Annotated in this window: 19 protein-coding genes; 12 read left to right on the top strand and 7 right to left on the bottom strand. The window is 67.0% G+C overall.

Features of this window, described 5'->3' with window-relative positions:
- Positions 1 to 105 precede the first annotated feature (105 nt).
- The 3 genes from P2G62_RS14875 to P2G62_RS14865 all read right to left on the bottom strand — a co-directional run bounded on the left by P2G62_RS14875 (position 106) and on the right by P2G62_RS14865 (position 3101).
- Complete coding sequence (locus P2G62_RS14875; protein ID WP_275735696.1) at positions 106 to 1077, bottom strand: GAF domain-containing protein; 972 nt, start codon at positions 1075 to 1077, stop codon at positions 106 to 108.
- A 126-nt stretch (positions 1078 to 1203) separates the two neighbouring features.
- Entirely contained in the window at positions 1204 to 1974 is a 771-nt protein-coding gene (locus P2G62_RS14870) for an RlmE family RNA methyltransferase (RefSeq protein WP_275735695.1), read from the bottom strand.
- A gap of 11 nt (positions 1975 to 1985) precedes the next feature.
- Complete coding sequence (locus P2G62_RS14865) at positions 1986 to 3101, bottom strand: Ppx/GppA phosphatase family protein (RefSeq protein ID WP_275735694.1); 1116 nt, start codon at positions 3099 to 3101, stop codon at positions 1986 to 1988.
- A gap of 388 nt (positions 3102 to 3489) precedes the next feature.
- On the opposite strand from P2G62_RS14865, the gene P2G62_RS14860 reads away from it, so the two are divergent.
- The 11 genes from P2G62_RS14860 to P2G62_RS14810 all read left to right on the top strand — a co-directional run bounded on the left by P2G62_RS14860 (position 3490) and on the right by P2G62_RS14810 (position 13348).
- A complete protein-coding gene (locus P2G62_RS14860) occupies positions 3490 to 3801 on the top strand; it encodes a virulence factor (protein ID WP_275735693.1) in 312 nt (103 codons plus the stop codon).
- A gap of 12 nt (positions 3802 to 3813) precedes the next feature.
- Positions 3814 to 4704, top strand: coding sequence for a methylenetetrahydrofolate reductase (locus P2G62_RS14855; protein ID WP_275735692.1), 891 nt, complete (start codon positions 3814 to 3816; stop codon positions 4702 to 4704).
- 2 nt (positions 4705 to 4706) lie between these two features.
- On the top strand, positions 4707 to 5684 hold the full coding sequence (locus P2G62_RS14850) for a methyltetrahydrofolate cobalamin methyltransferase (RefSeq protein WP_275735691.1): 978 nt from the start codon (positions 4707 to 4709) through the stop codon (positions 5682 to 5684).
- A 442-nt stretch (positions 5685 to 6126) separates the two neighbouring features.
- Complete coding sequence (locus P2G62_RS14845; RefSeq protein WP_275735690.1) at positions 6127 to 7602, top strand: DUF2927 domain-containing protein; 1476 nt, start codon at positions 6127 to 6129, stop codon at positions 7600 to 7602.
- Between the two features lie 29 nt (positions 7603 to 7631).
- Positions 7632 to 7796 (top strand): hypothetical protein, encoded by a 165-nt coding sequence (locus tag P2G62_RS14840; RefSeq protein WP_275735689.1) that lies wholly within the window; start codon positions 7632 to 7634, stop codon positions 7794 to 7796.
- Positions 7797 to 7806: 10 nt separating this feature from the next.
- Positions 7807 to 8988: a VWA domain-containing protein gene (locus tag P2G62_RS14835; protein WP_275735688.1), complete on the top strand. Its 1182-nt coding sequence runs from the start codon at positions 7807 to 7809 to the stop codon at positions 8986 to 8988.
- Positions 8985 to 9353 carry a hypothetical protein gene (locus P2G62_RS14830; RefSeq protein WP_275735687.1) on the top strand — a complete coding sequence of 123 codons (369 nt, stop codon included), beginning with the start codon at positions 8985 to 8987 and terminating at the stop codon, positions 9351 to 9353. The genes P2G62_RS14835 and P2G62_RS14830 overlap by 4 nt, the downstream gene beginning before the upstream one ends.
- Positions 9350 to 9955 (top strand): VTT domain-containing protein, encoded by a 606-nt coding sequence (locus P2G62_RS14825; protein ID WP_275735686.1) that lies wholly within the window; start codon positions 9350 to 9352, stop codon positions 9953 to 9955. Before P2G62_RS14830 ends, P2G62_RS14825 begins: the two co-directional genes overlap by 4 nt.
- A gap of 31 nt (positions 9956 to 9986) precedes the next feature.
- Complete coding sequence (locus P2G62_RS14820) at positions 9987 to 10670, top strand: M48 family metallopeptidase (protein ID WP_275735685.1); 684 nt, start codon at positions 9987 to 9989, stop codon at positions 10668 to 10670.
- 54 nt (positions 10671 to 10724) lie between these two features.
- Positions 10725 to 11981 carry a hypothetical protein gene (locus P2G62_RS14815; RefSeq protein ID WP_275735684.1) on the top strand — a complete coding sequence of 419 codons (1257 nt, stop codon included), beginning with the start codon at positions 10725 to 10727 and terminating at the stop codon, positions 11979 to 11981.
- Positions 11978 to 13348, top strand: a complete 1371-nt coding sequence (locus P2G62_RS14810) for a cytochrome P450 (protein WP_275735683.1) — start codon at positions 11978 to 11980, stop codon at positions 13346 to 13348. Before P2G62_RS14815 ends, P2G62_RS14810 begins: the two co-directional genes overlap by 4 nt.
- A 128-nt stretch (positions 13349 to 13476) precedes the next feature.
- Here P2G62_RS14810 and P2G62_RS14805 read toward each other — a convergent pair whose 3' ends face one another.
- From P2G62_RS14805 to P2G62_RS14790, 4 genes are all read right to left on the bottom strand, one after another.
- The gene (locus P2G62_RS14805) at positions 13477 to 14946 is read right to left on the bottom strand and encodes a carboxypeptidase M32 (RefSeq protein WP_275735682.1); all 1470 of its coding nucleotides are present in this window, start codon (positions 14944 to 14946) and stop codon (positions 13477 to 13479) included.
- Complete coding sequence (gene ctaA / locus P2G62_RS14800) at positions 14943 to 16094, bottom strand: heme A synthase (RefSeq protein ID WP_275735681.1); 1152 nt, start codon at positions 16092 to 16094, stop codon at positions 14943 to 14945. The genes P2G62_RS14805 and ctaA overlap by 4 nt, the downstream gene beginning before the upstream one ends.
- Positions 16095 to 16290: 196 nt before the next feature.
- A complete protein-coding gene (locus P2G62_RS14795; RefSeq protein ID WP_275735680.1) occupies positions 16291 to 17001 on the bottom strand; it encodes a hypothetical protein in 711 nt (236 codons plus the stop codon).
- A 38-nt stretch (positions 17002 to 17039) separates the two neighbouring features.
- Complete coding sequence (locus P2G62_RS14790; RefSeq protein WP_275735679.1) at positions 17040 to 17792, bottom strand: RNA methyltransferase; 753 nt, start codon at positions 17790 to 17792, stop codon at positions 17040 to 17042.
- 94 nt (positions 17793 to 17886) lie between these two features.
- Between P2G62_RS14790 and P2G62_RS14785 the strand changes: the two genes are divergently transcribed.
- Positions 17887 to 18507 carry a thiamine phosphate synthase gene (locus P2G62_RS14785; RefSeq protein WP_275735678.1) on the top strand — a complete coding sequence of 207 codons (621 nt, stop codon included), beginning with the start codon at positions 17887 to 17889 and terminating at the stop codon, positions 18505 to 18507.
- Positions 18508 to 18523: the final 16 nt, after the last annotated feature.

The raw sequence follows: 18523 nt of genomic DNA, 5'->3' as shown, positions 1-18523 counted from the left end.
CCGTTTCAGCTTGGCCGAAATACCTCGGGGGTGAATTTGCCACAGGCAAAGAGGGGGCGGCGCCCCCTCGGGCGGCCCGCCACGCGCCTGCCGCCGGATCGTGGCTCAGACTTCGAGCCCAAGCGCCTTGGCCTTGCGGTAGAAGGTCGCGCGTCCGATCCCCAGATCGCGCGCCGCAGCCGAGACATTACCGCCAGAGCGTGCCAGCGCGCGCGCCATTTCGGCGCGCTGCGCCTCTTCCAGCCCGCCGCGCAGCCCCAGTTCCAGCAGGTCGTTGGCCGGCAGCCGCCCGATCTGGGCATCCTCGATCCCCAGATGGCGGCGCGCGGCGCGGGTGGCCCCGATCACCAGATCGTCGCGGTCCAGCGCCAGCAACATCACACCCTGCGGCGCGCTTTCCCCCGCCCCGGTGGACAGAATCCGCGCGCCGTCATAGCTGGCGCGGAACAGATCCGCCTCGATCCGCTGCGCCGCGTCCTGCACCGTCAGCGCGACCAGCCGGGCATAGCCTTCGGTCATGTCGCCCCGCGCCGAGGACACGTCGATCACCCCGGCCAGTTCGCCCGTCGCACCGAAGACCGGCGCGCCCATGCAGGTCAGCCCGGTGTTCGTCGCGCGGAAATGCTGATCGCGCCAGACCACGACGGGGCGGCCTTCGGCCAGACAGGTGCCGATGCCATTGGTGCCTTGCGCCCCCTCGGACCAGTTGGTGCCCGGCGCCAGATCCGAGGCGTGGAAGTCGCGCGCATCGCCTGCGCGCACGCGTTCATCCAGCACCAGCCCCGATGCGTCCGACAAAAGCACCGTGCAACCCGCATCGCAGGCCGCCCGCGCCAACCGGTCCAGCACCGGGGTCGCGATCTGCACCAGCAGGCCGGACGCCTCGCGCCGGGCGCGCATCTCGGACTCGGACAGCCGTTCGCTGGGCTGCGGCGTGCCCGGGTCGATCTTGTGATGGATCAGCGAGCGACGCCAGCTTGCGGCGAACCCGGCCCGCCCCAGCGCACTGGAGGACGCGACCACCGACTGGACGATCTCGGCATGATTGCGCGCCGGAGTACGCGTCAACGACGTCATGGCGAAAAGCCTCCCCTCTTTCCGAAGCGTCAGAGACCCAAGGATAAGGGGATTGGCACGATCTGCAACTAACCTTTGCGTCAAGCGGGCGGCATCACCCCCATGATGCGCGGCCGCCCCGCAAGATCAGTCGCGATCGTCCGCGTCATCTTCCCCGACGTGCGATGCACCTTCGTGCCGCTTGCCGCGGAAGCCCTGCGCCACCACGAATTTTTCCGAACTGTCGGCACGCGAGGCCGGCGGCTTCACATTGGCGACCTTGGTGAAGTTCTTTTTCAGGATGGTCTGCAACTCGATCTCGGCCCCACCCGCCAGCACCTTGGCGACGAAGGTGCCGCCTTCTTCCAGCACGTCGAAGGCGAAATAGGCGGCCGCCTCGCACAGCGCGATGATGCGCAAATGGTCGGTGCCCTGATGCCCGGACGAGGCCGCGGCCATATCCGACATCACCACATCCGCCGGACCGCCGAGCCAGGCCTTGACCTTGTCATCCGCGCCCTCTTCCAGAAAATCGAGCTGGTGGATCTCGGCGCCGGTGATCGGGCTGACCTCTTGCAGATCGACGCCCAGAACGGTGCCGACCTTCTTGCCCGATTTCTCGGCCAGGGCATTGACGCGCTTGACCGCGACCTGGCACCAGCCGCCGGGCGCACAGCCCAGATCCACCACCCGCGCGCCGGGCACGAGGAAGCGATACTTGTCATCCAGTTCCATGATCTTGAAGGCCGCGCGACCGCGATAGCCCTCTTTCTTGGCCCGCTGCACATAGGGATCGTTCAGCTGGCGTTCGAGCCACAGCGTCGAGCTGAGCTTGCGGCCCTTGGCGGTTTTCACCCGCACCCGCAGATCCCGCTGGCCGCGCCCCGAAGTATTCTTGCCCGTCGGCGTCTTGGTCATCAGAACTCTCCTCAAATCGGGCCCATTTCCTCGAGCACGCCATCCGCAACCATCTGCGCATAGAGCAGCCCCTCGCGCAGCCCGCGGTCGGCCACGCTCATCTTGTCGGTCGGCCAAACCCGCATCAGCGCCTGCAAGATCGCCGCGCCCGACATGATCAGCGTGTGCCGGTCGCGCCCGATCCGCGGGTCCGAGCGGCGCCCCTCGGGGCCCAGCTGCAGGAAGCTGCGGATCACCGCGTCGATCTGGCCCGATGTCATCGTCAGCCCGTCGACCCGCGTGCGGTCATAGCGTTTCAGCCCCAGATGGCAAGCGGCAACCGTGGTCACCGTGCCCGAGGTGCCGATGATCTGGAACCCCTCCTGCGGGCTGCCCGCGCTGTAGGGCGAGAAATCGGCAAGCTTTTCCTCGAAGAACCAGCTCATCAGCGCAAAGCGCGCGGCATCGTCCTCGACATCGGCGAACTGGTCTTTCAGCGTCGCCACGCCCAGGGGCACCGAGATCCAGTCGACCACGCGCGCCGAAGGCTCGGCGCCCTCGGGCTGGTGAAAGCCGCCCGACAGCCGCATGATCGCGCGCGCCCGATCCGCGGGCGGCACCTTGGAAATGTCGATCCAGACCAGTTCGGTCGAGCCGCCGCCGATGTCGACCACCAGCAGCTGTTCGGTGCGCGGGCTGACAAGCGAAGCGCAGGAAATCACCGCCAGCCGCGCCTCTTCCTCGGGGGCGATGATGTCGAGCGGCAGGCCGGTTTCGCGGCGCACGAAGCGGATGAAATCGCGGGCATTGCCAGCCCGGCGGCAGGCCTCGGTCGCAACCAGACGCATCCGTTTCACGCCGTGATGTTCGATCTTGCGGCGGCAGATCTGCAAGGCCTGCACCGTGCGCGCCATGGAACTGCGCGACAACCGGCCAGAGGCTTCGAGCCCCTGCCCCAGCTGGACAGCCTTGGAAAAGCTGTCGACGACCTGAAACTGATTGCCCTTCGGTCGGGCAATCAGCATCCGGCAACTGTTGGTGCCAAGATCGAGCGCAGCATAAAGCTCACCCTTCTCGGCGGGTTGGGTCGCGGGCCGCTCTACCGTTTTCGGGAACGCGCCCGCAGACCGGGGACGCTTGGGCGCCATCTTCACGCCCTCCGATGTCAAGTTATCCCCAAAGTAGCGCGCCCGGGGCGCCGGTTCAAGGCGGCACGCGGCACAAAGGTGACGATCCTATGAAACCGGATCAGGGGCGCTGCCCCTCTGGGCCTTTGGCCCATTCACCCCGGAGTATTTCAACCAAGAAGAAGGGCCGTTTTCTTCTTGGCCGAAATACTCCCGCCGGGGGCAAACCCACCGCCCGGATGAGCGCGACTCACAATCTTGATGCATGTTTTTCCGATCCCGGGCGGTGGCGTTGCACGCGCCGTGCCGCTATCCAGATGCAGCGAGGTCGCAAGCCCCGCTCAACATGTCGAAATCCGTCATCGGGCGCGTCGTTTCTGCGCGTATCTGTGAGGCAGAGGGAATCAAAATGGCCGAGATCACCATCGTTTTCTGGCGCGACATTCCGGCACAGATCATTGCCGGGAAGGGACGCCGCGGCGTGAAAAAGCCCCTGCCCGAGCGGTTCGAACAAGCCATCGACCGCTGCGCCATGAAGATCGGCGCGCGTGACAGCGACGCCTATCTGGCGGAATGGCGCAAGGTGGCGATGGGCGAGCGGCCGGGCGACGACACGAGCGCCGCCGAAGCGGAGCTGGCGCGGATTCTCTCTGACTATGACGCGGCGCGGATCGCCGCGCTGATCGCAAACGACGGCTGGGAGCCCCCCACGCCCGCCTGATGGAGAGAAGGAATGGCGCTTTTGAACTTCCGCCGCGAAAACGAGACGCCCGGCAACGGTGTGGTCAGCGCCTTTCTGGACGGCTGCTCCATCGAGGTGATGCCGCGCACCGCCGCCGCGATCGAGGATTTCCGCCCGCTGCTGCCGGCGGGCACCCGGGTTTACATCGCCCATATCGAGGGCACGCCGATCGAGGATATGGTCGCGACCGCCCGCCGCCTGCGCGCCGAGGGTTTCGAGCCGATGCCGCATTTCCCCGCGCGCATCATCCGCGACACCGTGCAGCTGAATGACTGGGTTCAGCGCTACAAGGGCGAGGCCGGTGTGCGCCAGGCCCTGCTGCTGGGCGGCGGGGTGAAGCATCCGGTGGGCACGCTGGATAACGCAATGCAACTGCTGGAAAGCGGCGCGTTCAACGGCTTTGCGCGGCTGCATATCGCAGGCCACCCCGAAGGCAACCGCGACATCGACCCGGCAGGCGGTGACAAGATCGTCCTGCAAGCCCTTAAACTGAAACAGGATTTCGCGAACCGCACCGATGCCGACATGGCCATCGTCACGCAGTTCGCCTTCGAGGCCGCGCCGATCATCGCCTGGGCCGACCGGCTGGCCGCCGAAGGCATCCGCCTGCCGATCCATATCGGCGTGGCCGGGCCCGCCAAGTTGCAGACGCTGCTGAAATTCGCGATTGCCTGCGGCGTCGGGCCCAGCCTGCGGGTGCTGCAAAAACGCGCGCGTGACGTGACCAAGCTGCTCATGCCCTTCGAGCCGACCGATCTGGTGGCAGGGCTGGCCGCACACAAGGCCGCGCACCCGGAGTTCGGCATTGAAGCCGTGCATTTCTTCCCCCTCGGGGGTATCAAGACCAACGCGACCTGGATCGCGGACCATTCGAAAGGCTGACCATGACCCGCACCGTAATCGAGTCCAAAACCAAGACCGTCGTGATCGGCTTTGACGAGCCCTTCTGCGTCATCGGCGAGCGGATCAACCCCACCGGGCGCAAGAAGCTGGCCGCAGAACTGGAAATTGGCGATTTCTCGACCGTCGAGAAAGACGCGCTGGAACAGGTCGCCTGCGGGGCGATGGTGCTGGACATCAACTCGGGTGCGGTCTTCTCGAACAAGATGGCCGAAGACCCGCGCTATGCCGACAACAACTTCGTCGAGCCGCCGCTGATGCGCGAATTGATCGCCCGGGTGCAGGCGATCACCGATGTGCCGCTGTGCATCGACAGCTCGGTCCCTGCCGCGCTGGAAGCCGGGCTTGCCGCCTGCGAGGGCCGGCCGCTGCTGAACTCGGTCACCGGCGAGGAGGAGCGGCTGGACCTGGTGCTGCCGCTGGTCAAGAAATACAACGTGCCGGTGGTGGCGATCTCGAACGACGACACCGGGATTTCCGAAGACCCCGACGTGCGCTTTGCCGTCGCAAAGAAGATCGTCGAACGCGCCGCCGATTTCGGCATTCCGGCGCATGACATCGTCGTTGACCCGCTGGTGATGCCGGTCGGCGCGATGGCGACGGCGGGGCGGCAGGTTTTTACCCTGGTCAACCGGCTGCGCACTGAACTGGGCGTGAACACCACCTGCGGCGCGTCGAACATCAGCTTCGGGCTGCCCAACCGTCATGGCGTCAACGCCGCCTTCCTGCCGATGGCGATCGGCGCGGGCATGACCAGCGCGATCATGAACCCCGTCCGGTCGGTCGAGATGGAGGCGATCCGCGCTGCCAACATGCTGATGGATCACGACCCGAACGGCACCGAATGGATCAAGCTGAGCCGCGTTCTGGATGCGATGAAAGAAGGCGCGAGCTTCGCCGAGGCCTCGGCCGCTGCGGCGGCAAGTGGCGGGCGCGGCGGGCGCCGGCGCGCCCGCGGCTGATCGGCCGCAAGACCCACCCCGATTCGAAGCCCCGCCCCCCGTGCGGGGCTTTGTTTCATTCCGACGCCCAATCTGCGCCTCATAGCGGGAATGTCGCGTCCTGCGAAGAATGTGGCGGCCCGCTGCTGAGCACACGGCACAACAAGATTAAAAATCTGAAAACAATTTCCGCAGGTGCTGTTTCCAGATCGTGAACGCACCGTCGCGGGCACCTGGCGAGATCTGCTCGATTCGGCACGAAACGGCACCAGACTGTTTCCGCCACACGCTCCAGTTCCCCCGCGGACGCCGGATTGTGGCAACAACAAGGCGTATCCCGGGCACAATCCGGGCACCACATCTGGGCGGGACACGAAAAAATCTTATTTCAACTCAAACTATTGCTGGTCGAAGTTAAAGTGTTGTGCCTAATCTGGGGCACCAACCTGGGATACGCACTGCCATGCGTGATACATGTCTGCCGCCTTGGGCGGTCTCCGCTGCCACGGAGACCGCCGGGCCTTCCAATCTGCCTGTGCCGATGCGGCGGGGGCGTCTGGTCTCGCGTCTGCCGGGGCTTGTGTTCGCCCTGACGCTGGCGGCCTGCACGGCAACGCCGCCCTTGGAAAAACCCGCGACGCGCGCCTCTTCTGCGGCTATCGACCTGCCGCTGAACGACCCGACGGCGGGGATCATGGCCTCGGTGCCCCGCGCGCGGCTGCCCGGCAACACGCAACTGGCCGAAGACTTCCTCGAACTCAGCTTTTCGCTGGAATCAGGGCGTGCGCTGTCCCGGTTCACCCGCTTCGAAGGGCCGGTGTCGATCACGCTCTCGGGGCGCGTGCCGCCCACCGCCCCGCAAGAGCTTGCCCGTCTTGTCAGCCGGCTCCAGCGCGAGGCGGGGCTTGCGGTGACCACCCAGCCGGGCAATGCCAACCACATCAACATCGAATTCCTGCCCAAGCGCGAAATGCAGGCTCAGGTACCCAATGCCGCCTGTTTCGTGGTGCCCAATGTCAGCGACTGGGCCGATTACCGCGCCGCGCGGCGAAGCACGCGCGCGGATTGGGCCGCACTGACCAGCCGTCAGACCGCGACGGTCTTCGTGCCCTCCGACAGCACCCCGCAAGAGGTCCGCGACTGCCTGCACGAAGAGATTTCCCAGGCGTTGGGCCCCCTCAATGACCTGTATCGCCTGCCCGACACGGTCTGGAACGACGACAATTTCCACACCGTTCTGACCCGCTTCGACATGACGATCCTGCGCGCGACTTATGCGCCCGAACTGCATTCGGGAATGAGCCGCCCCGAGGTGATGGCCGCCCTGCCCCGCGTTCTGGCCCGGATCAACCCCGCGGGCGGCGCGATCGGTCAGCTGCGCGAAGACCCGACACCGCGCGCCTATATCAATGCGGTCGAGGCCGCGTTGGGCGCGCGCTCGAATACGGGCCGACGTCAGGCCGCCGCCAAGGAGGCGGTGCAGATCGCCGCAGGTCAGGGCTGGACCGACACGCGCGCGGGCTTTGCCTGGTTCGCGCTGGGGCGGCTGAGCATGAAGGACGATCCCTCGACCGCGCTGCGCGCTTTCCTGAACGCCGGTGCGATCTATCGTGCGACGCCGGGCGCAGGCATTCAGGCGGCGCATGTCGACATGCAACTGGCGGCCTTCGCGCTGGGGTCGGGGCGGGCGCAGGATGCGATCGCGCTGGTCAACCGCTCGTTGTCGGCCGCGCTGGACGGCGAGAATGCAGCGCTGATGGCCACGCTCTACATGATCCGCGCCGAAAGCTATGAGGCATTGGGGCAGAGTGCGCTTGCCCGTCAGGCGCGGCTCGACTCGGCCAACTGGGCGCGGTATGGCTTTGGTTCGGACGCTGCCGTCCGCGCCCGGGCTGCCGAAGTGGCGGCATTGGCGCAGGCCGGGGCACGGTTGAACTGAGGACGCGCAGGCGTCCAGTTGGAGGCGCCATGATCGTCATCGCCGGGGCCGTGATCGGCGCCATCATCGGATACCGTCGGGCTGCATCGCGCGGCGGCAACGCCATGGACCGCGCCCAATATGCCGCCGTGCATGGCATTGCGCTGGCGCTGCTGGGGCTGTTCATCACGCTGATCATCGACCGCAACTTCTGAGGCGCCCGCGATGTTCCTGCCCTTTTTCGACACACTCAGACGCGGCGGGGTTCCGGTTTCCCTGCGCGAATATCTGAGCTTTCTTGAAGGGCTGGCCGCCGGTCTGTGCACCTATGACGTGGACGGGTTCTATTATTTCGCCCGCGCCACGATGGTGAAAGACGAACGCCACCTCGACCGTTTCGACCGGGCCTTTGCCGAGGCGTTTCAGGGCCTTGAAGCGATCACCCCCGAACAGGTGCTCGACGCCGTCGACCTGCCCGAGGACTGGCTGCGCAAGCTGGCCGAACGCCATCTGAGCGACGAGGAAAAGGCGCAGATCGAGGCTCTGGGCGGGTTCGAGAAGCTGATGGAAACGCTGAAAGAGCGGCTGAAGGAACAGCAAGGCCGCCATCAGGGCGGCAACAAATGGATCGGCACCGCTGGCACCTCGCCCTTCGGCGCCTATGGCTATAACCCCGAAGGGGTGCGGATCGGGCAGGACAAGTCACGTCATCAACGCGCCGTAAAAGTCTGGGACAAAAGGGAATTCCGGGATTTCGACGACAGCGTCGAACTGGGCACTCGCAATATCAAGGTCGCGCTGAAACGGCTGCGGCAATGGGCACGCCACGGCGCGACCGAGGAACTGGACCTGCCCGCCACGATCCGCGCCAGCGCGGATGCGGGCTATATCGACGTGAAGACCCTCCCCGAACGGCACAATGCCGTCAAGGTGGTGCTGTTTCTGGATGTCGGCGGCTCGATGGATGCGCATGTCAAGCTGGTCGAAGAGCTGTTCTCGGCCGCCAAGGCGGAATTCAAGCATCTGGAACATTACTACTTCCACAACTGCCTGTATGAGGGCGTGTGGAAATCGAACCGCCGCCGCTGGGACGAGGTGACCCCCACCTGGGAGGTCCTCAACCGCTATGGCCCCGATTACAAATGCATCTTCGTGGGCGATGCCTCGATGTCGCCTTACGAGATCACCCACGCGGGCGGCGCCAACGAACATTGGAACCCCGAGGCGGGCGCGGTCTGGCTGGCGCGGGCGCGCGAACAATGGCCCGCCCATGTCTGGCTCAACCCGCTGGCCGAGCGGCTGTGGCCCTATACCCAGTCGATCGGCATCATCCGGCAGGAATTCGACAACCGGATGTATCCGCTGACGCTCGCCGGGATCACGGATGCGATGAAGGTTCTGGGATGAGCGTTCTGGCCCGGCTCTGGCGTGAACAGCGCGGGGTGCTGATCGCCTTCGTGCTGGCACTGGGGCTGGCGCTGTTCTTCGGCGGGCGGATGGTCAGCCGCGCACTTTACTGGGCCGACCCCGCGCATCGCCAGCAGGCGCCCGAACCCTGGATGAGCCCGGGCTATATCGCGCGCAGCTGGCATCTGCGGATCGAAGACATCGACGCCGTGCTGGGGGTCACCGACGGGCGGGCGCTGGTGGGCAAGGGGCCGCCCACGCTGGAACGGATTGCCGCCGCATTGGGGGTGCCGGTCGTCGATCTGATCGAACGGCTGAACGCTGCCCTGCCCGCCCTTGCAGCACAGGCCCCGCCCGGCCCATGAGCAACGCTGCCCTGACCGACTGGGTTCTGGCCCAGCTGCCGCTTTACGGGCCCTGGCTGCTGGGGATGACTACCTTCCTCAGCTGTCTGGCGCTGCCGGTGCCTGCCTCGCTGATGATGATCGCCTCGGGCGCCTTCGTGGCGACCGGCGATCTGTCGCTGCCCGCCATTGGCGGCGCGGCCTTCGCCGGGGCGGTCAGCGGCGATCAGGCCGGGTTCTGGCTGGGGCGGCGCGCCGGGCGGCTGCTGCCCGCCCCCGACAGCCGCAAGGGCAAGCTGATTTCCGCCGCGCTCGCACAACTGGCGCGCAAGGGAGCGGTCACGGTGTTTCTGAGCCGTTGGCTGTTCTCGGCGCTTGGGCCCTGGGTCAACCTGGCGGCAGGCGCCTCGGGGTTTCGCCACCCGCGCTTCACCCTGGCGGGCGTGCTGGGCGAGGCGGTCTGGGTCGGCGCTTATGTCGGCCTTGGCATCGCCTTCGGCGCCAATCTGCAGGCAGCGGCCGATCTGGCCTCGAACGCGTTGGGGCTGATGGCCGCGGGCGCAATGGCCGTGGCGCTTGGCTGGTGGCTGTGGCGCGCCGCCCGGCAGCCCCGCCGCCGTTGACGCCCCCCGCCTTTGGCCCCATATCCCCCCCATGATCCGGTTCCTGCCCCTTCTGCTGCTGATCGTCTACGGCCTCGTGCTGTGGCATTTCTCGGCGCGCGCGCTGGCCCGGCAACTGGATCAGAATTCGCGCCGGTTGCGTGACACGCGGCTTCAGCCGGTTCTAGACCGCCTGGCGGTGGCGCTGAACCTGCCCGAGGTGCCGGTCTATGTGTATCAGGTCGAACCGATCAACGGTCTGGCCGCCCCCGACGGGCGGATCTTTCTGACCGAAGGCTTCATGGAGCAATACCGCGCCGGCAAGATCACCCCCGAGGAGATCGGATCTGTCATCGCCCATGAGATCGGCCATGTCGCGCGCGGCCATGCCCGGCGCCGGATGATCGACTTTTCCGGCCAGAACGCCCTGCGCATCGTGCTGATGACGGTGCTGGGCCGGTTCCTGCCCTTCATCGGCATCTGGCTGGCCAATCTGCTGACCACTGCGCTGGCCGCCCGCCTCAGCCAGCGCGACGAATTCGAGGCCGACGAATTCGCCTCGGCCCTGCTGATCAAGGCGGGCTTCGGCGTGGGGCCGCAGATCTCGCTGTTCCGCAAACTCGATGCGCTGACGCAAAACCGGGCGGGCGAGATCCCCGCCTGGCTGCTGACCCACCCCAAAACCCCGCGCCGGATCGCCGCGATCGAGGCGAATGCGACACGTTGGGGCGGCTGAGCCCTTACCTTTGCCTGCATGCCCCGCTAGTCTGCCCCAAAACGGGGCATCCGCATGGGCGCACATGAAGTTCGACAGGTCCGCCGCCGGGTGTTCTACATCCCCGGCTATGACCCGATTCATCCGCGCCGCTATCGCGAACTATATCGCAAGGAAGGCGCCGCGCAGGCCGCGATCTCGGGCTACCAGATTGCACTGACCCCGAAACAGGGCGCCGGGTCCTATGGTTGGCACGTCACCAGCACGCAGGACGGCACCACCGTTGAAACCGATGTCGAGGTGCTGATCTGGTCCGACATCGTGCGCGACAGCATGGGCGCCTCGATCCTGGCGACCTATGGCCAACTGGCCCGCACGGCCTTTGCCTATATCGCCTCGGGGGCCCTGTTCCGGCTGATGCGGCTGCGCAAGGGGCCGGTGATTGCCGCGCTTTACCCGATTGTCGCGCTGCTGGGACAGGCCCTGATCGGGCTGGCGATGGGAGGCGCGCTGGCGGCGCTGGCGCTCCGGCTGCTCCCTGCCTTCCCGGCCGACGGGGCCGCGGCACTGGGGCTCGGCGCCGCTGTCATGGCCCTGACCCTGCGCTGGTTCCGCCGTCAGGATGGCCGCTTCTACGCCTATTACCTGATGCATGACTACGCGTTCACTGCACGCTGGAATGGCGCCAACCCGCCCGCGCTGGAAACACGGATGGCCGCGTTTCGTGCCACCATCGCCCAAGCCCTGACCGAGGACTGGGACGAGGTGCTGATCGTCGGTCACAGTTCGGGCGCGCATCTGGCGGTCTCGATCCTGGCCGATCTGATCCGGGACACCTCCGCCGCTTCTTCTTGGCAAAAATACTCATCTGCAACGGCCCCGCCCCGCCCGGCGCTGGCCTTCCTTTCGCTCGGCCAGGTGGTGCCGATGGTCAGCTTTCTGCCCCGCGCCACCCGGCTGCGCGCGGATCTGGCCTTCCTCAGCGCCCGCCCCGAGCTGACCTGGGTCGATGTCACCGCGCCGGGCGATGGCTGCGCCTTTGCGCTCTGCGATCCGGTCAAGGTCTCGGGCGTGGCCCCCCCCGATCAGCGCGGCCCCCTGATCCTGTCGGCGGCCTTCACCCGGACGCTCAGCCCCGACCGCTGGAAAGCCCTGCGCTGGCGGTTTTTCCGCCTGCATTTCCAATATCTCTGCGCCTTCGACCGTCCCGGCGATTACGACTATTTCCGCATCACCGCGGGGCCGCAGACGCTGGCCGCGCGCTTTGCCGGGCGCCCCCCGTCAAAAAGCCGCATTGAGCGCGCGGCCAACCGCTATACCACTGTCGCATGAGCGTCGCCCTGCCCCCCAAACCGCCCGCCCGGCCCGCCAAGGTCTCGCTCTGGCGCTATTTCCGGCTGTTCCGGCAAGATATCCTCTCGGCGCAACCCGCCCGGCTCTACCGCGCCTGGATGGCCGAGTTCCGCACCCCGTTCTTCCGGTCCTATCTATGCAACGACCCCGATCTGGTCGACTTGGTGCTCCGCCGACGCCCGATGGATTTCCCCAAATCCGACCGCGTGCGCGAGGGGCTGAAACCCCTGCTGCGCGACAGCGTGTTCATCACCAACGGCGCGCACTGGCAACGCCAGCGCCGGATCATCGACCCCGCCTTCGAAGGCGGCCGCCTGCGCGACACCTTCCCCGCGATGTGGGATGCGGGCGTCGCCTGCGTGGCCAGGCTGCGCCTCAAGATCGGCCCGGAACCCATTGAAATTGAATCGGAAACTTCGCATGCCGCCGCCGATGTGATCTTTCGCACCCTGTTCTCGATCCCGATCGAAGATGAAACCGCCGGCGCCGTCTTTGCCGAATTCAAGGCGCATCAGCGTACCGCCCCCGTGGTCAATCTGGGCGCGTTGCTGCCACTGCCGCGCTGGTTTCCGCGCTTTCATTCCCGCGCCACGAAACGCACCGCCGCGCGGATTCGCGCCCTGATCGAAGGCCTGACCGCCGCCCGCGCCGCACAGATCGCCGCAGGCACCGCGCCCGACGATCTGGCCACCAAGATCATGACCACCCCCGACCCCGAAACCGGGCAGTGCTTCGACACGCCGGAAATGGTCGATCAGGTCGCGATCTTCTTTCTGGCCGGGCATGAAACCTCGGCCTCGGCACTGGCCTGGTCGCTCTATCTGCTGGCGCTTCACCCCGACTGGCAAGACCGGCTGGCCGCCGAGGCGCAGGCGGCCATCGACCCTGAAAAGCCATATTTCTCAACGATCAACGCGCTGAAGTTAAGCCGCGCCACCTTCCGCGAAGCGATGCGACTTTATCCCCCCGTGCCGATGTTCGTGCGCGAGGCGCGCTGCCCCGAACAGTTCCGCGACCGCGCTGTCGCCCCCGGCGCACAGGTCGTGATCAGCCCCTGGCACCTGCACCGGCACGAACGGCTGTGGGACAATCCCGACGGCTTCGACCCCGGCCGATGGGAGACAGAAAACGGCAAGACCTGCCTGCGCAACGCCTATATCCCGTTCTCGACCGGCCCGCGCGTCTGCCCGGGCGCGGGGTTCGCGATGGCCGAGGGCCCGCTGATCCTGTCGATGATCCTGCGCGAATTCCGCGTGGCCCCGGTGCCAGAGCGCCCGGCGATGCCAGTCGCCCATCTGACGGTGCGCGGGAAGGACGGGATCTGGCTGCAGCTCAGCCCGCGCTAGGGGGCGCTGCCCCCGGCTGCGGTCCGCAGCCTCCCCCGGGATATTTGCACCAAGATGAAAAGGCACAGTTTTCAGCTTGGCGAAAATATCCTGCGGGGGTCCGGGGGTGCAAAACCCCCGGTGTCCGCTCACAACCCGTAGATCGCGCTGAATTTGGCCTCCAGATAGTCCAGCAGAGGCACCTCGGTGGGGGCAAAGCCGCAGGCGTGTTCGATCGTGGCGGCCGGGGGGCGCAGCCCGCCGTGGGTTTGCAGATGGGCGCGCAGCCAGTCGGTCGCGGGCGCGGCGCTGCCCTGCGCAAGGCTCGCGTCGATCCCGGGCACGGCGGCGCGCATCGCCTGGTTCAAACAGCCGGCGTAGACATTGCCCAGGCTGTAGGTCGGGAAATAACCGAACAGCCCCACCGGCCAGTGCACATCCTGCAAGAACCCGTGCGAGGGGCGATCCACCGCCACGCCGAAATCGGCGGCGAACCGGGCGTTCCAGGCCTCTTCCAGATCGGTGACTTCGAGCTTGCCGGTGATCAGGTCGCGCTCCAGATCGAAGCGCAGCATGATATGCAGGTTGTAATGCAGCTCATCGGCCTCGGTGCGGATGAAGCCGGGGGTCACGCGGTTGACGATGGCGTGGAAGGCCTCGGGGCTGGCGACGCCGAAATCGCCGAAGGCTTCCACCATGCGCTGATACAGCCAGCCGGTGAAGGGCGCCGAGCGGCCGAGTTGGTTTTCATAGATCCGGCTCTGGCTTTCATGCACCCCCATCGACACCCCGCGCCCCAGCGGCGTGAACCGATAGGCCGGGTCGATGCCCTGTTCATAGCAGGCGTGGCCGACCTCGTGGATCGTCGAATAGAGGCAGTTGAACGGATCGCTTTCGCTGACCCGCGTCGTGATCCGCGCATCATTGCCGCCGCCCGACGAGAACGGATGCACCGCCATATCCAGCCGTCCCCGGGTCCAGTCGTAGCCGAAGGCGGTGGCGCAGATCCGCGCGATGCGCAGCTGCGTGGCCTCGGGGAAGACGTGGTTCAACGCAGCCGGCTGGGTTTCGGCGCCCAGCACCCGTTCGCGCAACGCGACCAGACGCGGGCGCATCCGGTCGAACATCGCGCCCAGCTGGCGATGGGTGGCGCCGGGTTCGTAATCGTCCAAGAGCGCATCATACAGATCGCCGTTCGACAGGCACTCGGCCTCTTCGCGTTTCAGCCGCACCACCTCTTCCAGCGTCGGCAGGAAGGCCGAGGGATCTTCGTTTGCGCGGGCCTCGGCCCAGATGCCTTGGCTGAGCGAGGTCAGCCGCGCCAGTTCCGCCGCCAGCCGCGCCGGAATCCGGGTGTTGCGATTGTAGCTGCGCGCGATCAGGTCGAGCGTGCGGGCCTCGACCTCGGACGTGGCCTCGGCACGGGCCAACCAGTCTTCGATCCGGGGATCGGTGCGGCGCGCGTGCAGCACGCCTTCAAGTGCCGCGATCTCGTCGGCGCGCTGATCGGTGGCGCCGCGCGGCATCATGGTTTCCTGATCCCAGCCCAGCCGCTCGGCAATCGCGCCAAGCGCCTCGGTGTCATGCTGAAAGGCCGCAAGTTCTTGATAAGCCGTCATTTCGACCTCCGAATGGATTGGACAACAGGATAACGCGCCAGATGGCGTGCGCGGATGATCAGAACCCAGGCGACGACCGCGCCCAGCTGGTGGGCCAGCCCCAGTGCAAGCGGCGCGCCATGCATCACCGTGGCGATGCCCAGCACCGCCTGCAACAGCAGCCACACACCCATCAGGGTGAAGGCGCCCTGCGTCACCGGATGCGCCGAGCGGCGCCCCTTGAGCGCGGTGACGATCCCGAAGGCCAGCAGACCGTAGCCCGCCATCCGGTGGATGAATTGCACAAGGCCCGGGTCTTCAAAGAAGTTGCGCCACAGCGGCGTGATCGCGAACGGGTCGGGCGGCAGGAAATGCCCGCCCATCCAGGGCCAGTCGGTAAAGCCGCGGCCCGCGTCGATCCCCGCCACCAGCGCGCCCAGAATGATTTGCAGGAATGCGAAATGCATCACACCAGTCGCCATGCCGAAAAGCTTCGGTTCCGCCAGACGGCGCGCCTGCAGCAGCGCCGCCTCGGGGCGCCCGAGGCTGAGCACATACCAGGCGATCAGCCCGAGGATCGCGAAGCCCAGCCCCAGATGCACCGCCAGCCGATAGGAGGCGACCGAGACCATCTCGCCGCTCAGCCCCGAGCTGACCATCCACCAGCCGATCGCGCCCTGCAACCCGCCAAGCGCGCCCAAAAGCCAGAAGCGTTTCGACCAGCCCACCGGCACCCGCCGGGTCAGCGCGAAGCCCGCGAATCCCAGTGCCCAGACCAGCCCGATCACCCGGCCCAGTTGCCGATGCCCCCATTCCCACCAGTAGATGCCCTTGAACTCGGGCAGGGTCATGTCCGGGTTTTGCAGGGCAAACTGCGGAATTTGCTGGTATTTCGCGAATTCGGATTGCCAGTCGGCATCAGACATCGGCGGCAGCGCCCCGGTGACGGGCTTCCATTCGGTGATCGACAGCCCCGCATCCGACAGACGCGTCGCCCCACCGACGGCGATCATTGCCACCACCAGTGCAAACAGCACAAGCAGCCAGACCCGGATCGCCGCGCGCGCGCCGCGCGGGCGGGTGTCGATCATCCCGCCTTTCGGGGCGGGTTTCGGCACGCCGGCCTGATCGGGGCTGACCTCCTCGAAAATGCTGCGCTTCTGGCTCATCCGTCTCTCCCAAGTTGCGCGCGCCAGACTAGGCCCCGGCGCGAGGGGGGGCAAGGGGGCGCGGAACCGCCGGGGGCGTCTGGAATTTGCGACGCTAGGGGCGCGGCCCCTCTTGGCGCTGCGCGCCAATTCACCCCGGGATATTTGGACCAAAGAGAAAGGGGGCGGGATTTCATCCTGGCGTCCCCCTGCCCGCTCAGGGAAAGCGCGCGCCGCTTTCCAGCCGGGTGCGCAGGGCCGCCAGACCGCCGTGCGCATCGGCCCAGTGCAGCACCGCGCAGGCGGCCTCGGCGTAAAGCCAGGTCTCGCGCGCGGCCAAAGGCGCCCAGTCGAACGCCGAGGACGGCAGATCGGCGCGCGGGGTCCGCAGGCAGCGCGCGGTCCCTGTTCCGGGGCCCAGATAGCGCGGGTCGTCCGAGATCAGCACCGAAAGCCCCTCGTCCATCCAGGTCGGCAACCGCCCACGGATCTGCCCCGTCACCCCCAGCCGCGCGTGGGTTTCGGTATGGGCCAGCTCATGCGTCAGGATCGTCTGGCTCAGCCCGCGCGGCGCCAGGCGCACCACCGAAACCGGCCCGAGCGAATAGGTCACCGCCGCCGCGCCGCGGCCGCCCAGACGGCGATCGCAGTGGCGCGTTTCGCAGGCCAGAATGCGCAGATGGGCCTTGGGCGGGCCATAAAAGGCGGCGATTTGCGCGCGCGATGCGCCCAGTTGCGCCAGCAGGGCCGCGCGGGCGGCCGGTGGCATCGACGCTTCGACATAGACCCCCGGCGCGACCTGTTCGAGCCCGTAGCAGCCCGGGCAGATCGCACCGCGCAGCACCGGAAAGAACCCGGCCAGCGCCACCAGCCCAAGCCCTGCCCCAAGGCCCGTCGCGATCAGGAATTTGCGCAAGATCCGCATCATCCCCCTGACCTAGGCGCCCCGTGCCGGGCCAGCAAGCCCTAGCGCGGCACCCGCGTCAGTTTGCGCAGCACGCCATGCAGGGTCTGCACATCCGCCCGCGTCAGCCCGAACCGCGTCCACATGTTTCGCAGGTTGCGCTTCATCATCGGCGCCTTGCCTTCGGGGAAGAAGAACCCCGCCTCCTGCAGCCGTTCTTCATAGTGATCGCCCAGTTTCTCGACCTCCAGCGCCGAGGCGGTCTCGCCCCCGGCAAGCCCGGGGTCGATCGGCGCCACATCCACCGTCTGACGCGAGAATTCATAGGCCGTCAGCAGCACCGCCTGCGCCAGATTGAGCGAGAAGAAGGCCGGGTTGACCGGCACCGTGATGATCGCATTGGCGCGCACGATGTCGTCGTTTTCCAGCCCGGTGCGTTCCGGGCCGAACAGCACCGCCACCTTTTCCCCGCGCGCGATGCGGGTGCGGGCCTCGGTCATCGCGGCCTCGGGGGTGTAGATCGGCTTGGTCAGTTCGCGCCCGCGGGCGGTGGTGGCAAAGACGAAATCGCAATCGGCAATCGCCGCGCCGGTATCGGCAAACACGCCCGCATGATCCAGCACCTGCCCCGCCGCGCCCGAGGCCATCGCCACCGCCTTCGGGTTGGGCCAGCCGTCGCGCGGGCTGACCAGCCGCAGCCGGTCGAGCCCGAAGTTCAGCATCGCCCGCGCGGCCGCGCCGATATTCTCGCCCATTTGCGGCCGCACAAGGATGAATAGCGGGAATTTCGGCAGATCGGGGGTCGGGTCGGTCATGGGCAGGCTCCTTTCCCCCGCCATAAGGTGCCACGCGCCCACTGGCAAGGCCGCCGCCCTTGCGCTAGAACGCCCCAAACCGAAAGGACGTGCCATGGCCGACACTGAACGCCCGCAGATCTATCTGATTACCCCGCCGAGCTTCGACCCGGCGATTTTCCCCGCGCAACTCGACCGGGTTCTGGCCGCGCATGAGGTGGCCTGCATCCGGCTGGCGCTGGCCACCAAGGACGAGGACGCGCAGGGCCGCGCGGCGGATGCCTGCCGCGAGGTGGCGCATCGTCACGACGTGGCGCTGGTGATCGAGAACCACATCAAGCTGGTCGACCGGCACGGGCTGGATGGTGTGCATCTGACCGATGGCGCGCGCACCGTGCGCTATGCGCGCAAGGAACTGGGTCAGGATGCGATCGTGGGCGCGTGGTGTGGTGCCTCGCGCCATGACGGCATGAACGCAGGCGAGGCGGGCGCGGATTACGTCTGCTTCGGTCCGGTCGGCGAAACCGCGCTTGGCGCGGGCGAACTGGCGCCGCGCGATCTGTTCGCCTGGTGGTCCGAAGTCATCGAGGTGCCGGTGGTGGCCGAGGGCAACCTGACCGAAGACCTGATCCGCGAGTTCACCCCGGTCACCGATTTCTTCGCCCTGGGCGAGGAAATCTGGCGCGAGGACGACCCGACCGCCGCGCTGGGGCGGATGATCGCGGCGATGGGCTGAGCAAGGGACCGCAGGC

The organism is Paenirhodobacter sp. CAU 1674 (assembly GCF_029222945.1).
Classification (GTDB): domain Bacteria; phylum Pseudomonadota; class Alphaproteobacteria; order Rhodobacterales; family Rhodobacteraceae; genus Rhodobacter.
This window is presented reverse-complemented; position numbering and strand designations above follow the sequence as displayed.

Bases quoted from the DNA above. Each gene is read 5' to 3' on its own strand.
- P2G62_RS14875 (WP_275735696.1), bottom strand. From the start codon at position 1,077: ATGACGTCGTTGACGCGTACTCCGGCGCGCAATCATGCCGAGATCGTC.
- P2G62_RS14870 (WP_275735695.1), bottom strand. From the start codon at position 1,974: ATGACCAAGACGCCGACGGGCAAGAATACTTCGGGGCGCGGCCAGCGG.
- P2G62_RS14865 (WP_275735694.1), bottom strand. From the start codon at position 3,101: ATGGCGCCCAAGCGTCCCCGGTCTGCGGGCGCGTTCCCGAAAACGGTA.
- P2G62_RS14860 (WP_275735693.1), top strand. From the start codon at position 3,490: ATGGCCGAGATCACCATCGTTTTCTGGCGCGACATTCCGGCACAGATC.
- P2G62_RS14855 (WP_275735692.1), top strand. From the start codon at position 3,814: ATGGCGCTTTTGAACTTCCGCCGCGAAAACGAGACGCCCGGCAACGGT.
- P2G62_RS14850 (WP_275735691.1), top strand. From the start codon at position 4,707: ATGACCCGCACCGTAATCGAGTCCAAAACCAAGACCGTCGTGATCGGC.
- P2G62_RS14845 (WP_275735690.1), top strand. From the start codon at position 6,127: ATGCGTGATACATGTCTGCCGCCTTGGGCGGTCTCCGCTGCCACGGAG.
- P2G62_RS14840 (WP_275735689.1), top strand. From the start codon at position 7,632: ATGATCGTCATCGCCGGGGCCGTGATCGGCGCCATCATCGGATACCGT.
- P2G62_RS14835 (WP_275735688.1), top strand. From the start codon at position 7,807: ATGTTCCTGCCCTTTTTCGACACACTCAGACGCGGCGGGGTTCCGGTT.
- P2G62_RS14830 (WP_275735687.1), top strand. From the start codon at position 8,985: ATGAGCGTTCTGGCCCGGCTCTGGCGTGAACAGCGCGGGGTGCTGATC.
- P2G62_RS14825 (WP_275735686.1), top strand. From the start codon at position 9,350: ATGAGCAACGCTGCCCTGACCGACTGGGTTCTGGCCCAGCTGCCGCTT.
- P2G62_RS14820 (WP_275735685.1), top strand. From the start codon at position 9,987: ATGATCCGGTTCCTGCCCCTTCTGCTGCTGATCGTCTACGGCCTCGTG.
- P2G62_RS14815 (WP_275735684.1), top strand. From the start codon at position 10,725: ATGGGCGCACATGAAGTTCGACAGGTCCGCCGCCGGGTGTTCTACATC.
- P2G62_RS14810 (WP_275735683.1), top strand. From the start codon at position 11,978: ATGAGCGTCGCCCTGCCCCCCAAACCGCCCGCCCGGCCCGCCAAGGTC.
- P2G62_RS14805 (WP_275735682.1), bottom strand. From the start codon at position 14,946: ATGACGGCTTATCAAGAACTTGCGGCCTTTCAGCATGACACCGAGGCG.
- ctaA (WP_275735681.1), bottom strand. From the start codon at position 16,094: ATGAGCCAGAAGCGCAGCATTTTCGAGGAGGTCAGCCCCGATCAGGCC.
- P2G62_RS14795 (WP_275735680.1), bottom strand. From the start codon at position 17,001: ATGATGCGGATCTTGCGCAAATTCCTGATCGCGACGGGCCTTGGGGCA.
- P2G62_RS14790 (WP_275735679.1), bottom strand. From the start codon at position 17,792: ATGACCGACCCGACCCCCGATCTGCCGAAATTCCCGCTATTCATCCTT.
- P2G62_RS14785 (WP_275735678.1), top strand. From the start codon at position 17,887: ATGGCCGACACTGAACGCCCGCAGATCTATCTGATTACCCCGCCGAGC.